This is a genomic window from Rhizobium sp. S96 (assembly GCF_030382195.1).
Classification (GTDB): Bacteria; Pseudomonadota; Alphaproteobacteria; order Rhizobiales; family Rhizobiaceae; genus Rhizobium.
In genome coordinates, this window is record NZ_JAUDRY010000017.1 from 38,451 (window position 1) to 52,880 (window position 14,430).

At 59.7% G+C, this 14,430-nt stretch carries 12 protein-coding genes; 6 read left to right on the plus strand and 6 right to left on the minus strand.

What is annotated here, in order from left to right:
• The first annotated feature begins 112 nt into the window (after positions 1–112).
• Positions 113–1,249, plus strand: coding sequence for an efflux RND transporter periplasmic adaptor subunit (locus QTL94_RS19250; protein ID WP_502944160.1), 1,137 nt, complete (start codon positions 113–115; stop codon positions 1,247–1,249).
• Positions 1,246–4,443 carry an efflux RND transporter permease subunit gene (locus QTL94_RS19255; protein WP_289802910.1) on the plus strand — a complete coding sequence of 1,066 codons (3,198 nt, stop codon included), beginning with the start codon at positions 1,246–1,248 and terminating at the stop codon, positions 4,441–4,443. Before QTL94_RS19250 ends, QTL94_RS19255 begins: the two co-directional genes overlap by 4 nt.
• Here QTL94_RS19255 and QTL94_RS19260 read toward each other — a convergent pair.
• The 4 genes from QTL94_RS19260 to QTL94_RS19275 all read right to left on the minus strand — a co-directional run bounded on the left by QTL94_RS19260 (position 4,438) and on the right by QTL94_RS19275 (position 8,801).
• Positions 4,438–5,445, minus strand: a complete 1,008-nt coding sequence (locus tag QTL94_RS19260; protein ID WP_289802911.1) for an acyltransferase family protein — start codon at positions 5,443–5,445, stop codon at positions 4,438–4,440. The two genes, QTL94_RS19255 and QTL94_RS19260, sit on opposite strands and share 6 nt — an antisense overlap.
• Positions 5,442–6,761 carry an O-antigen ligase family protein gene (locus QTL94_RS19265; protein WP_289802912.1) on the minus strand — a complete coding sequence of 440 codons (1,320 nt, stop codon included), beginning with the start codon at positions 6,759–6,761 and terminating at the stop codon, positions 5,442–5,444. Before QTL94_RS19265 ends, QTL94_RS19260 begins: the two co-directional genes overlap by 4 nt.
• A gap of 9 nt (positions 6,762–6,770) precedes the next feature.
• Positions 6,771–8,042, minus strand: a complete 1,272-nt coding sequence (locus QTL94_RS19270) for a polysaccharide biosynthesis/export family protein (RefSeq protein ID WP_065691219.1) — start codon at positions 8,040–8,042, stop codon at positions 6,771–6,773.
• A 78-nt stretch (positions 8,043–8,120) separates the two neighbouring features.
• The gene (locus tag QTL94_RS19275; protein WP_065691220.1) at positions 8,121–8,801 is read right to left on the minus strand and encodes a sugar transferase; all 681 of its coding nucleotides are present in this window, start codon (positions 8,799–8,801) and stop codon (positions 8,121–8,123) included.
• A gap of 770 nt (positions 8,802–9,571) precedes the next feature.
• On the opposite strand from QTL94_RS19275, the gene QTL94_RS19280 reads away from it, so the two are divergent.
• Together QTL94_RS19280 and QTL94_RS19285 are read left to right on the plus strand one after the other, a co-directional pair.
• Positions 9,572–9,844: an exopolysaccharide production repressor protein gene (locus tag QTL94_RS19280; RefSeq protein ID WP_289802913.1), complete on the plus strand. Its 273-nt coding sequence runs from the start codon at positions 9,572–9,574 to the stop codon at positions 9,842–9,844.
• A gap of 131 nt (positions 9,845–9,975) precedes the next feature.
• Complete coding sequence (locus tag QTL94_RS19285) at positions 9,976–10,977, plus strand: glycosyltransferase family 2 protein (protein WP_289802914.1); 1,002 nt, start codon at positions 9,976–9,978, stop codon at positions 10,975–10,977.
• Positions 10,978–10,983: 6 nt separating this feature from the next.
• Here QTL94_RS19285 and QTL94_RS19290 read toward each other — a convergent pair whose 3' ends face one another.
• Together QTL94_RS19290 and QTL94_RS19295 are read right to left on the minus strand one after the other, a co-directional pair.
• Entirely contained in the window at positions 10,984–11,943 is a 960-nt protein-coding gene (locus QTL94_RS19290) for a glycosyltransferase family 2 protein (RefSeq protein ID WP_065691223.1), read from the minus strand.
• Positions 11,944–12,176: 233 nt separating this feature from the next.
• Entirely contained in the window at positions 12,177–12,380 is a 204-nt protein-coding gene (locus tag QTL94_RS19295) for a hypothetical protein (protein WP_065691224.1), read from the minus strand.
• A 104-nt stretch (positions 12,381–12,484) separates the two neighbouring features.
• On the opposite strand from QTL94_RS19295, the gene QTL94_RS19300 reads away from it, so the two are divergent.
• Positions 12,485–13,606, plus strand: a complete 1,122-nt coding sequence (locus tag QTL94_RS19300; protein WP_289802915.1) for an acyltransferase family protein — start codon at positions 12,485–12,487, stop codon at positions 13,604–13,606.
• A gap of 3 nt (positions 13,607–13,609) precedes the next feature.
• Positions 13,610–14,401 (plus strand): endo-1,3-1,4-beta-glycanase ExoK, encoded by a 792-nt coding sequence (gene exoK / locus QTL94_RS19305; RefSeq protein WP_289802916.1) that lies wholly within the window; start codon positions 13,610–13,612, stop codon positions 14,399–14,401.
• The last annotated feature ends 29 nt before the right edge of the window (positions 14,402–14,430 follow it).

Consider the following 14,430-nt stretch of genomic DNA (forward strand, 5'->3'; position numbering starts at 1 on the left):
GCAAGACATGACGCGCATGATTTCATCGACCTAACCGGCGCTGCCAAGCAGCTGCCGCAATCGGGGGACTGCTATGCTTTTCTCGCTTAGATCCGCGCTTCTGCTCGGCGGCATGATCCTCCTACCCGTCGCAAATGCCGTCGCCCAGGGCGCGCCGGCGCCGCCTCCAGTCACGGTGGCAAAGCCTGTCGTGCGCGATGTCGTCGACAACGACGAATTCATCGGCCGCTTCGAGCCGGTGGACCAGGTATCGGTTCGCTCCCGCGTCGGCGGCTACCTGCAGGAGGTGCACTTCACCGATGGCGCAATCGTCAAGAAGGACGACCTGCTTTTCGTGATCGACCAGCGGCCGTTCATCACGGCGCTGAACGAAGCGAACGCCGCTCTTGAGGTCGCCAAGTCCACGCAGACCTATGCGGAAGCGCAGTTCAAGCGGGCGGAGTCGCTGGCAACGACAGGCAGCCAGTCCGTCTCCATCCTCGATGACCGCCGCCGCGAATGGATATCAGCGCAAGCCAACGTCCGCGGTGCACAGGCAACCGCCGATCGCGCCGCTCTTGATATGCTCTACACCCAGATCACTGCGCCGCTCAGCGGCCGCATCGACCGCCGCCTGATTTCGACCGGCAATCTGGTTCAGGCCGACGACACCATTCTGACCACCATCGTCTCGCTCGATCCGATCGATTTCTACTTCGACGTCGACGAACGTCGCCTGCTGAATTTTGCCGACACCGCTCGCCGGCAGGGCAAGGATCTGCAGCAAGGCGGTGGCGGCGTCGATGTCGTCGTCACGATCAGCGATCCCAACGCCAAACCCTTCAAGGGAAAGCTGGATTTTGCCGAAAACCGCATCGACAACGAGAGCGGCACCATCAGAATCCGCGCTCGCTTCGCCAATCCCGATCTCGTGCTTCAGCCCGGGCTGTTCGGCCGCATTCAGGTCGAGGCCTCCAACACCTACACAGCCATCCTCGTTCCGGATGAGGCGATCGGCTCGGATCAGAACGAGCGCGTCGTCTATGTCGTCGGCGCCGACGGCAAGGTTTCGACCAAGCCCGTGCGGCCGGGACCGCGGCTCTATGGCTACCGCGTCATTCGCGAAGGTCTGGACGGCACGGAAACGATCATCGTCAACGGCCTGATGCGCGCCCGGCCCGGCGGAACGGTCACACCACAAATGACCGAACTGCCAAAGGAGCGGAGCGAAACGCCGCCTGATACGGCCGGAGCGGAGAGCGGACAATGAGATTTGCCCATTTCTTCGTGAACCGCCCGATCTTTGCGGCGGTTATCTCCATCGTCTTCCTCGTGGTCGGCAGCATTGCCTACACACAATTGCCGGTATCGCAGTATCCCGAGATTGCGCCGCCGACCATTGTCGTCCGAACGTCCTACCCGGGCGCCGACCCGCAGACCATCGCCGATACCGTTTCGACACCGCTCGAGCAACAGATCAACGGCGTCGAGGACATGCTCTATATGTCCTCATATTCCAGCGCCGACGGCGCCATGTCGCTGACCATCACATTCAAGCTCGGCACCGACCTCGATAAGGTACAGGTTCTTGTCCAGAACCGCGTCTCCATCGCCCTGCCCCGCCTTCCCGAGGAAGTGCAGCGACTGGGTGTGACCACCGACAAGAGTTCGCCAGACCTGATGATGGTCGTGCATCTGTTGTCGCCGTCGCATCGCTATGACCAGCTCTATGTGTCGAACTATGCCCGCAATCGCATCCGCGATGTTCTCGTTCGCCTCGATGGCGTCGGCGACGTTCAGATCTTTGGTGAGCGTCAGTATTCGATGCGTATCTGGCTCGATCCCGAGAAGCTTTCGGCATACCAGATGACCTCGGATGACGTGGTCGCGGCACTGAGAGACCAGAACGTGCAGGTCTCGGGGGGCAAGATCGGAGCGCCGCCGGTCACCGGCAAGAATGCCTTTGAGTATACCGTTCGCACCAATGGCCGCTTCTCCGACGTCCGCGAGTTTCGCTATGTCATCGTCAAATCCACCGCCAGCGGCCGCCTCGTGCAGCTGCAGGATGTCGCCCGTATCGAGCTCGGCGCGCAGGATTATGTGACGAACAGCTATCTCAACAACGACCCGGCAGTGGCACTTGGCATCTTCGCGCGGCCCGGCACCAATGCGCTTGATACGGCCCATCAGGTCCAGGGGATCATGAAGGACCTCGCGCGGAATTTCCCGCAGGGGCTGGAATACCGCATCGTCTACGATACGACAGAGTTCATCTCGGACTCGATCTACGAGGTCTATCGAACGATCGCCGAGGCAGCGATCCTGGTGGCGATCGTCGTTCTGGTCTTCCTCCAGTCCTGGCGCACCGCGATCATTCCCATCATCGCGATCCCGGTATCGCTGATCGGCACCTTTGCCATTCTGTTCGCCTTCGGTTTCTCCCTCAATATGCTCACCCTCTTCGGTCTCGTTCTCGCGATCGGCATCGTGGTGGACGATGCGATCGTTGTGGTGGAGAACGTCGAGCGCAATCTGGCGCGCGGGATGACGCCGAAGGAGGCAGCGCACGTCACGATGGATGAAGTCGGCACCGCCGTCGTTGCCATCTCGCTGGTGCTGATCGCCGTATTCGTGCCCACCGCCTTCATCCCCGGCATCTCCGGCCAGTTCTACAAGCAGTTCGCGGTCACGATCTCGGTCACCACGGCCATCTCGGCCCTGAACTCGCTGACGCTGTCGCCGGCGCTGGCCGGTATCCTGCTGAAAAGCCACGACCACGAGGCAAAGCGGACCAATATCGCATCCCGCATCGGACGCGGCCTTGCCGATGGCTTCAACCATGGATTCGATCGGATGAGCGCCGGCTATTCATGGATCATCCGGCATCTGGTCAGCAGCTGGGTGGGGCTGACCTGCTCGCTTCTGGTCTTTGCCGGCCTCCTCACCGCCACCTGGTACATGGGAACGAAGGTTCCGTCGGGCTTCATTCCAACGATGGACCAGGGCTATGCGATCATCGTCGTGCAGCTACCCGATGGCGCCTCGCTTGCGCGAACCGACGCCGTCGTCAAACAGGTGGGCGACATTGCCCGCACCGTGCCCGGGGTCGGCAATGCCGTGCAGTTCGCCGGCTTCAGCGGCGCGACCTTCACCAATGCCTCGAATGCGGGCGTGGTCTTCGTGCCGTTCAAGTCCTTCGCCGAACGCGAGGAAGGCGGCGAAACCGCCAACAAGATCATCGGCGAACTCTTCGGCAAGCTGCAGAGCATCCAGGAAGCCTTCATCATCGCCATTCCGCCGCCATCGGTGCGCGGCGTCGGCAACTCAGGCGGCTTCAAGATGCAGATCTCCGATCTTGAAAATGCCGACATGACACGGGTGCTGGGTCTCGCTCGTCAGATGATGGGTGCTGCGGCAACGACGGAGGGCCTGACTGGCGTCTTCACGACCTTCTCGGACGCAAGCCCTCAATATTTCCTGGCGATCGACCGCGACAAGGCACGCTTCCTGAACGTGCCGATCCCCAACATCTTCAACGCCTTGTCAATCAATCTCGGTGTCGCCTACGTCAACGATTTCAACGCTTTCGGCCGCGTCTATCAGGTGCGCGCACAGGCTGACCGGCAATACCGCATGGACAGGGAAGATATTCTCGCGCTGAAGGTCCGATCCGCGACCGGCGCGCTGGTCCCGCTCGGCACCTTGATGGATATTCAAGATTCGAGCGGACCGTCTCTGGTGCAGCGCTACAATATGTATGTGTCGGTACCGCTGCAGGGCAATCCGACTCCCGGCACATCGACCGGCGACGCCATCAAGAAAATGGAGGCGCTGGCGACGAAGATCCTGCCGCCGGGCACGACCTTCGAATGGACGGAGCTCGCCTATCAGGAAACTCACACCGGCAACACGGCCATCTATATCTTCATATTGTCCGTCGTCTTCGTCTTCCTGGCACTGGCGGCTCAATATGAAAGCTGGATACTGCCGCTGGCGATCATCCTGATCGTCCCGCTCGCTGTCCTTGCCGCACTGATCGGCGTCTGGTTGAGGGGTATGGACAACAACGTCCTGACCCAGATTGGTCTGATCGTGCTGATCGGCCTCGCAGCCAAGAACGCCATTCTAATCGTCGAGTTCGCACGCCAGGCTGAGGAACAGGGCAAGTCGCCTGTCGAGGCTGCGATCGAGGCCAGCCACCTGCGACTGCGCCCGATCCTGATGACGGCGTTCGCCTTTATTTTCGGCGTCCTGCCGCTCGCGATCGCCACCGGCCCCGGCGCCGAAATGCGCCAATCACTGGGGACGGCCGTTTTCTCCGGGATGCTCGGCGTAACGTTCTTTGGCCTGTTCCTGACGCCTGTTTTCTATGTCGTCCTGCATTCATGGCGGCGGAAGCCCGTCGCGTCCGCCGAGACCGAAACGGCCGTCGAGGAAGAGCCGAAGGTCGAAGCCTCGTCATGAAGGGCGCCGCGCCAGCGCGCCCTGCTTGGGCCCGGTCCGCGAGAACATCTTCCTAAAGGGCTTTTCGACGAACTCGTAAGCCGCCGTGCCGAGGATCGTGCCGCCGATTACCGACGCCACCACCGTCGGCGCAGAGGAAAGGCCAGCGAAGCCAGCGATCTTGACGATCACCGAAATCGCCAGCGTATGCCAGAGGTAGATCGAATAGGACGCGTCGCCGAGATAGGTCAGCAACGGGACCCGCCCGATGCTTCCATCGGCTTCCAGCGACACCATGCCGTAGACAAGCGCCATCGCCAGCGGGCCGCAGATCGCTTCGTCGAAATCAGCGCCGATCAGGAAGATCGCGGCAAAGCCCGAAAGCGACGCGCCGACACAGGCGAGCCCGAGGCTGGTGCCGGCGATCCATCGGCGAAGCCAGAGTTCGGCAAGGAAAACGCCGCCGAGAAACTCCAGAATGATCGGCCGCGTGTAGGTGTGAAGCGCCGGAGACGTCGGCTGGAAGATCAAGCCGAACGCGAAGAAGCCGCCGAACGCCAGCGAAAGAAAGCCTAGCCGCCAGTTGCGCGGCAAAAACAGCGCACCGGCAAACAGCACGTAGAAGAAGATCTCGAAGTTCAGCGTCCAGCCCTGCACCAGAACCGGCCAGATCTCGCCATTGCTCGCCGAGCGCATAGGGACAAAGAAGAGCGAGGCGATGATATGCGACGCCGTCAGCTTGAGATTGGGAAACAACCCGACCACCGCACCGACGATCATGACAGCCGTGACCAACCAGTAGGACGGCGCGATGCGACGAACGCGATCAAACAGGAACTGTTGCGGCGACATCGGCCGCCGGTCGCTGATGACCCACATGATGAAACCGCTGATGACGAAAAACACGTCGACGCCGGCCGCACCGATCGCAAAGTGCTCGCCAACCTTTTCCGCCGCGTGAAAGACGACGACAGCGAGCGCTGCAAAGGCGCGCAGATATTGGATGCCGTAAAGAGTCTTCATCCGGTTCCCTCGAATGACCGATCAACGCCGGTCTGAAATGCAAATGACGTTATGGCATCACCGGTTCTGGCAGCCTTTGCCGACGCCAATTGCCGGCGGCCCGGCAGGCGTCGAGGGGCGGCCAATTTCCCGGCAGCAAAATAGAAAAGGAATGTCCCGACATTGTAGGGAGTCAGGATGTCGATCTCGACAAACGAGCGGATCGTGAGCAGCACCGCGATAGCAAACAGCAGGTAGGATTCGTCGTTCCTGATGTCCTCGATCAGGCGGCGCAGATGCCCCCACAGGATCCGGAGCAGCGTTAGGGCAAGCGTGATCACGCCGGCCAGGCCAAGCTCCACGGCCGTCTCGATATAGGTGTTGTGGAAATGGAAGCCGCTGCGCGAGCCGATGAAGAACTCTTCCCACAGACGCTCGGCCTCCGAAAACCCCTGGACCCAATAGGCCTGGTAGCCAACGCCGAAAATCGGATTCTGCTGCGCCGCCTCGATCCCCTGTTGCCAGAGATAGGTTCGGCCGGTCAGCGTGGAATCCTTGCCGAAAATACCGAGCACGGCATCGACGGCACCGAGATAGACACCCGCCACTGCCAGAACGATGACCGCAACGCCGCCGCCCACGACCAGGAGCTTGCGTTGGTTGGGCGTCAGCGCCAGCACGACCCGAAGCCCCACGATCAGCGCGATCACCACGAAGGTGGTTAGGACCGATGTTGCCGACTGGCAGGCAAGGAGGCAGTAGGCGGACAATAGGCCGACGACACCGGCAGCCGCCATCCAGAGGCGGCGCTCACCGAAGATGAACACCGCCGCGAAGCAAACGATCAGTCCCAGCGACGCATAGAATCCAAGCTGGTTCTTGGAGGCAAAGGCCCCGACGAAACTGAAGGTGCCGTCGAGCGGATCGTATTCGTAGTAGCCGAACAGCAGGGAGTAGACGAGAACGATACCAACGCCGGCAATCATGCCGACAGTCAGCGTCCTGACATCGAGAACCCGCACCGCGATCAGCGCGCAGATCACCTGCGTCAGATATTGAATGCTGGCGCGCAGCGACACGCTGGGGACCGCCGACCAGAAAACCGACAGGAACGCCAGCGTCGCAAACGCGAAAATCCACATGTAGCGGCCGTAGCTGCCGAGTACCTTCTTGTAATCGACGGCAATCAGCGGCAGCCACAGCGCATAATAAAGCAGGATCGCCACCTGACCGAACTTGATCGAGTAGGCGAAACAGAACAATGACAGCGCCACGGCGGGAATGGCATAGGCCGCATTCCCGCCGGGCTGGATGAGCGCCGACTTAGCGATACGCATTGGGCCTCGTTACCTCATATACAGACCGGCAGTGACCTTGATCAGGTCGCCGGGCTGCAGTGCAGTGTTTTCCTGCACCGGGATTTCCTTCGGCTTTCCATCGACTTCGCGGATGATCGAATAGGCGATGCTCGCAGCACCTGTGGTCCCGTCGAAACGAGCCGCATCCGTCGACTGCGTCAGAGCCTCCGACATCAGCGAATTGCTCGTTCCAAGCTTCAGGTTGAGCTCGTCCAGCTGCGCATCGGCATTCTGGAGTTCCTGCGCCAGTTGGGCGTCCCAGTCGTTCTTGAGCGTGATCTCGTCCTGATTGGCCTTGCTGATATCCTGCTTGGCCTTCAGCGAGTTCGTGTCGATATCGAGAAGAGTGGCCTCGATGTCGGCGGCACGCTGCTCGGCCGACATCTTGCGGGCGCTGAGCGCGAGGCCCCTCTCCGCCAGATCCTCGACCTTGTCGCGATCTTCCGTCGCCAGCTGCAGCTGACGGTTCTGTGTCTCGGTCTTCTTCGCCAGCGTCTCGACTTCGCTTTGCAGCAGCGCGCGCAGATCGTCGAGCGCCTGCAGCTGCAGCGTCAGCCGCTTCCTGCGTGACGTCATGAGTGCCGTCTCGCTTGCGAGCAGAGCCTTTGCTTCAGGCTTGTCGCGCAGCTCCGCGGGCATCTCGATCGTATCCTGGTTGGCCGTTTCGGCCTTCAGGCGCGCTTGCTTCACGAGAAGCCGTGCGCGATCCGCCATGTAGACGACGGCATCGCCCTTGGCATTGATGAAGTCGCGGGCGAAGCGTTGCCCCGCATCGGCGCGGCGAAGACCGCCGGCGATGCTCACGGCCTTGACGACCGTGAGATTCGGCGCAAACGGGTATTCACCCGGCTTTTCCACGTCACCGGAAAGATAGACCGGCCGGAACTCCGACAGCTCGACGGAAGCGGACGGTCGATCCTTCAAGGCGAATTGCTTCTGCAACGCAGAGCCGATTTCCTGCGCGATCGCGTCGGTCGTCTTTCCAGACGCCGGCACATCGCCGACGAACGGCAGCGAAATGCTGCCCGACGGACCTACCGCGTAGTCGCCGCTGACGACTGACCAGTCGCGGATCGTTCCATCCGCCGTCTGCCATTCGGCAACCCGGATCTTCAGCTTGTCCATCACCCCGAGCCGATAGTCATCGGCGCTGGCAATGCACGTTGATAACAGAAAGGCATTCAACCCGGCCGCAAGCGCGATACCGGATTGCAGGGCACGGGTTCGCCCGGCCTTGCCGCCAAAGAAGCGTCTATTCATAACTTTCCCCGTGTTACGGCACGACAAGGCTCAAGGCGTTGCCGCGCGTTTGCTCGTGGAGCTTGGAAGAAGAAGCAGCTAGTAGCTGCCGCGCTGAGCGCAAACGGCGGGGATCGTGCGTGCGATAATCACGACATCCCGGACCAACGACCAGTTCTCGACATAGTGGGTGTCGAAAGCGACGCGGGCTGCGTAGGAAACATCGTTTCGTCCGCTGACCTGCCAGAGGCCAGTAAGGCCCGGACGCGATTGCAGATAATAGACGGCCGCATGTTCGTACATTTCAAGTTCGTCTTGAACGACGGGACGCGGTCCGACGATGCTCATTTCGCCGCGAATGATGTTGAAGAGCTGGGGCAGCTCATCAAGGCTCAGCTTGCGCAACACCGCACCAACGGCAGTGACCCGGGGGTCATTCTGCAGCTTGCGCGTTGCACGCCATTCTTCCATGGCTTGCGGGTTGTTTCGCAGGTGCTCCTGCAGAACCTTGTCGCCATTGGTCACCATTGTCCGAAACTTCAGGCAACGGAATTCCTGGCCGTTATGGCCGATACGACGATGCCCATAGAAGGCCGGACCTCTGTCCGTGAGCTTCACAAGGAGCATCACCATAAGAAAAATCGGGCTGAGAAACAGTAGCCCGATGCAGGCAGCGGACACATCGAATGCCCGTTTTGCGAATCCGCCGGTGGGCGGAAACACCCTTTCGTGAACTGCGCCATAGAATGGCGAACTGTCCGATCTCGTCGCAGACTTCATAGAGGTAACTCCACTTATGTTTGCCGTTTGGTCGGTAGGCTCAGGACGCTTAGCTAGCGCTGACGAGTTTGAAGTGTATGAGCGGATTTTGTTTTTTTAAGCCACATTTTTAAAACCAAACGTTTCCGAACGGTTTTGATAGGGTGCTGTTCACCTTTTTGTCTTTCAGCAATCACTGAAACAATTTTACATTTGTCGGACATTCTTGAATTGATCTTTGCACAACAAAACAACCTGAACGTCAGTTGCTTGACCGCGCAAAAATACTGAAGTCTAAGTCATTGCGACATCTGTCGGCGAAATCATCCATTTGACCGTTCGCTTCTGCAGGAGGGGTGGTTTTGATCTTGCCGGACAGATTTTTATTGCATCGCAACATTGATTTCGCAGAGCACAAACGAAACGTTTGAAATTAAAACTTTGTAATAAAAGTTGAACGTAAAACGCCCAAGCGGCAGCTGATGCGGCAGGGAATTGTGGCGCGGTCGATACGATCCGTCGCCAGTTTCGCCACATTCGAGAACGAAGCGGCCATCTCGTTGCGTTTGCTTCGAAAAATGCGAGAAATCGTCATAAGTGGTATTTTTACCAATCCCCGGAACAAACATTTAAGATCGTGCTTGTACTACCGGTACCGCAGACGCAAATAACGTCTCCAGAGCTTCTGTTAAATCAAGAAGTCCTGTAAAACGTGTCTACCAAAGGTCCTGATGGGGCGGTCGTATTCAATGGTTGTTCATTGAATGATAGCTCCGATGGGGAGGCAACATATGTATGCACCTCGCGTTTTCGTCAGCATGCTCGGCGCATTGGCGGTTTTTGCAATCGCGACTTATTGGCTGGGCGGCTCTCTTTCCAGCGCACTTTTCAAGACGGCGATCTGCGCTGTCCTGCTTCAGGCCGGATACTTCGGCGGCGTGCTGTATCTCGTGTGGAAAGAGTCCCGGAGCCGGAACGTGAACAAGAACGCATCGGCACGCAGCGAAGAGCCGGAAAAGCTGCCTGTCTCGCCGTTCAAGGGCTCCGAACCCTTCAACCGCTGAGAATCGAATCGCCGGCGTCCCACCACGACGCCCTGGCCGCGGAGATCGGCCCGTAACATCATGTGAAGTCCGATCCGTTGTCTGCCGTCGCCCGACGTCCTAGTTCTGGGGCGAAACAACGGAGGTAGAGTGTGGCTCAAACGGCAAGCACCTGTGTCATCATCGCCGCCAAGAATGCGGCCGATACCATCGAAACCGCTGTCAGATCAGCCCTTCGCGAGCAGGAAGTGGCCGAAGTCATCGTTGTCGATGACGGATCGACCGATGGCACCGCCGACGCCGCGAAGCGGGGCGACGATGCAAGTGGCAGACTTCATGTGGTCCGATTCGACGTCAACAGGGGGCCGTCAGCCGCCCGCAACCACGCGATCGACATCTCTTCCGCTCCCCTGATCGCCATTCTCGATGCCGACGACTTCTTCTTCGAAGAGCGGTTCCGTCGAATGCTTGCGGAGGATGACTGGGAGTTCGTGGCTGACAACATTGCCTTCGTCGATGCCGATGCGGCCGCTCTCGCTTCCGAGAAGCTGGACGACTTCGACGAAGATCCGCTTTTCCTCGACCTTACGACCTTCGTGGACGGCAACATCTCCAAGCGTGGCGTCCGGCGAGGCGAGATCGGCTTCCTCAAGCCGGTCATGCGCCGCTCGTTTCTCGACAAGCATGGATTGCGATATCGCGAGGACATGCGCCTCGGCGAGGATTACGATCTCTATATCCGCGCCCTGGCGCTGGGCGCCCGGTACAAGGTCATCCATAGCTGCGGCTATGGAGCTGTCGTTCGCAGCAACTCGCTGAGCGGCAGCCACCGCACCGGTGATCTGCAACGGCTCTATGAAGCTGACCGCGCGCTTCTTGCGACATCCGAGTTGCCGCGACCCGCGGCCGCGGCGGTGCGGCGGCACGAACGCCACGTGCGCGGGAAGTACGAGCTGCGCCGCTTCCTGGATATCAAGTCCCAATCGGGCCCGGTCGCGGCCGTCGCCCATGTGTTGAAGCATCCGGGCGCCTTTCCGGCCATCACCGGCGGCATTCTCGCCGACAAGACCGAGCGCTGGCGCAACCCGGCCGGCGTCTCGGTCACGATTGAAGGCGAGCGTTTGCGATATCTTCTGCCGGCCCAGGCCAAGTAGCGAAAGCTACTTGGCGAGCTTGCCCACGGCGAGCTGCAGGGCGCTTTGCAACAGGCGCGGATCCTGCGCCACCCAGCGCGCCAGCAACTTGAAATCAGGACGTCCGCGCCGGCGCAGAACCCCGATCTGACTCCAGACGGCCTGCCTGCGCGCCATCATCTTGTGCGCCTTGATAGCCTCGATCTCGCGCGGACGGCGCGCGAAGCGGGTCTCGAGCCGATCGAGCGCCATCCAGGTGATGAATTGCTGCTTCAGGAACTCCGGCGACGTGTTGTCGACGCCGTGGAAGATGTTGATCCCCTCCCCGCGCAGCGCGCCGGCCTCGGCGCAGAGCAGCACCTGCTTCGCCGCGAGCATGCAATCGCAGAAGTACAGCACATCCTCGGCCGCCAGACGCAACGCCGCATCGAAGCGAACGGTCTCGATCAACGGCCGACCGATGACCATGCATGACATGTGCAGGAAGGCCCAGTTGTTGACCATGACCCCGGCAATGTCGGGCACGTCAAGGACGACGGGCTTTTCCATCACCCGGCGCGCGCCTTCGACTTGCTCCAGCGCCGCAATTCCGAAGTGGTAGTCGAATTCCTCGCCACCCTCGATCGAGGCCCAGTAGCAATCGCCACCGAGCGTCTGCATCGCGGCAAAGGCATTCTCCAGATGGTTGGGCGTCCAGATATCGTCCGAATCGAGGAACGCCACATAGCTCGTCTGACCGGCAACATGATCGAGGCCGGTATTGCGCGCTCCACCCGGGCCGGCGTTCGGCTGGCTGACAACGGTGATTCGCGCACGTTCCTCCTCGGGAAGCGGCGCAAGTTCGCTGGCCACCGGATACGGCGACTGGTCGTCGACAACGATGATGTCGAAGTCCTGGAAAGTTTGCGAAAAGGCCGACGCCAGCGCCCGCCTGAGGATCCCGTCCTCCCGCTGATAGAACGGGATGATGATCGTGAAAGTCGCCATACTCTCTCCTTGAGAGGTTCGAATTGGTGCTTCAGTCCGCGCATATAGCGGCCGAAGGATCGGCCACAAGCTGCTGCAGCGCACAATCATCAGGGGCATTTCGTCCGAAATTTGTCAAAGCGGACAAACAACCGATTCACGAACAGCTGCCTCAAAATGCAGCTGCAAGCTGCTATTTGCCCCATTCCTGCCACAAAAAGCAGTCTGCGACGTCTCTAACATTGTAACATTCGTCACCAGTCGACAAAAACTTTCGTGTTCGCCGGCCGGCGGCGAACAGCTAACCCAATGAATATAACCATTTTCTTGAATGCACTGCTGACGTTGACATAGACAGCGGCTCGCGACGCTCGCTGGAGCGCCAAAAGAGCTTCCGTAACGGCAGGTAGCAAACGTTTCAAACCGGGGCCGACGATCACTTTTTGCTGCAGTGCCATATTTTATTCCGCGAATCCGCCCTAGCTTCTCGCCTGCGGGCTCGGGTCTGCTCTGATTGAAACGGTCGCGAGGGAGGTGCGACCCAAAAGGGGTGACTGATAACGTGAATGTTGATGCAAACGTTTCCTCGCGGATCAACTTGATGCGCATAGTGCTCATTTCGGGCATCGTGTTTGTTCATATACCGTTTGATGCAGCGAATAGCGCTTTCAACGGGACTTACGGGATTTTCGACTGGTTCAGGGTGTTTCTGACGGAAGCGCTCTTCCGTGTCGGCGTGCCGTGTTTGAGTGCAATCTCCGGTTACCTGCTGTTTCGCAGCGGGTTGGAGAGCTTCAGCTATCTGAAGACCGTGCGAACCAAGTCGCAGACGGTGCTGCTGCCGTTTCTGCTTTGGAACAGCGCGTTCTTTCTCGCAATCGTCGTCGCGCTCGGTTTCGGCCTGGGCAACGGCTATGTGCCGGATCCTTGGCACGCATCCGCACGCGATCTGATGACACAACTCCTTGCAACGGAGGACTTTCCGGTCAACGTCCCGCTCTACTTCCTGCGCGATTTGTTCGTCTGCATTCTGCTTTCGCCGCTGCTCGCCTGGCTGATCAGCCGCGTGCCGTTGCTAACGCTTTCGGTATTGCTGGTGCTGGCGCTCGTTCCGGAACTGTCGCTCTACATCGTTCTCAAGCGTTCGATCCTCTTCAGTTTCAGCCTCGGAATCTACATTGGGTTGTACAAGATCGATCTGAAAGCGCTTGACCGCTATGCGCATGTTGGGGTGGCACTTCTGCTTGCGAGCTCCGCGCTGCTTGCGACGATCATCTACCTGACCGGTCCATCGATGCCCGATTGGGTACAATTGTTCCGCAACACGCTGGCAATTGTCGGCGCCCTCGGCTTCTGGCTGCTATCCGCATTGCTGATCAAAACCCAGATCGGCCAGCGCCTGTCGAAAACCGGAAGCCTCAGCTTCTGGATCTTCTGCGCGCACTATCCCCTGCTGCTTTTTCTCTGGATCATCTGGGGCAAGGGAGGGATCAGTATCTATCCGCTGTTTTTCCTGGGCTCGCTGGCGTTGCTGTTTCCGGTTCTTGCGGTTTCCAACAGCCTCTGCCGAACGATCGCTCCCCGCCTCTATGCGACGCTGACAGGCGGGCGCACGAAAAAACGGGCCGAAGCGCCTGCAACGGCAGCGGCGATCTCTTCCGAATTCATTTCACAGCGAAGGTGACACATGACGACCAAAATCGCCCATGCGCGAACACTTTCCCCCACTCTTGGCCTGCTCGGAGTCCTCGTTCTCGGAGCCTCGTCGACTGTCGCCCAACAAGCCGGCGGCTCCTTTGTCGAAAACTTCGACAAGCTCGACCGCAGCGCCTGGTATGTCTCCGACGGCTGGAACAACGGTGCCCATCAGAACTGCACCTGGTCGAAGAACCAGGTGAAAGTCGAAGGCGGCTCCCTGCATCTTTCCTTCGCCGAGGGGCAATCGAAGGATCGCAAGTATCTCTGCGGCGAAATCCAGACGACCAAGCGATACGGCTACGGAACCTATGAAGCGCGCATGAAGGCCGGCACCGGCTCTGGCCTGAATTCGGCGTTCTTCACCTACATCGGCCCGGCGGACAAGAAGGAGCACGACGAGATCGACTTCGAGGTGCTGGGAAAGAACACCGGCCAGGTGCAGGTCAATCAGTACGTCAAGGCCAAGGGCGGGAACGAGAAGCTCGTCCCCGTCGGCAGCAAGGCGGATGACGGCTTCAACGACTACGCCTTTGTCTGGGAGCCCGGCCGTTTGCGCTACTATCTCAACGGCAAACTCGTGCAGGACGTGACCGACCCGGCGAAAATCCCGACCAACCCGCAGAAGATCTTCTTCAGCCTCTGGGGAACGGACACGCTGTCGAACTGGATGGGCCGCTTTGCCTATACACAGCCGGCCACGCTGGAGGTCGAGCGGTTTGCCTATACGGCCGCCGGTGCTCCTTGCCAGTTCCCCGAATCCATCGCCTGCACGCTCAACTAAGTGATGCCACCGGCTCGCAACGGAGAAGA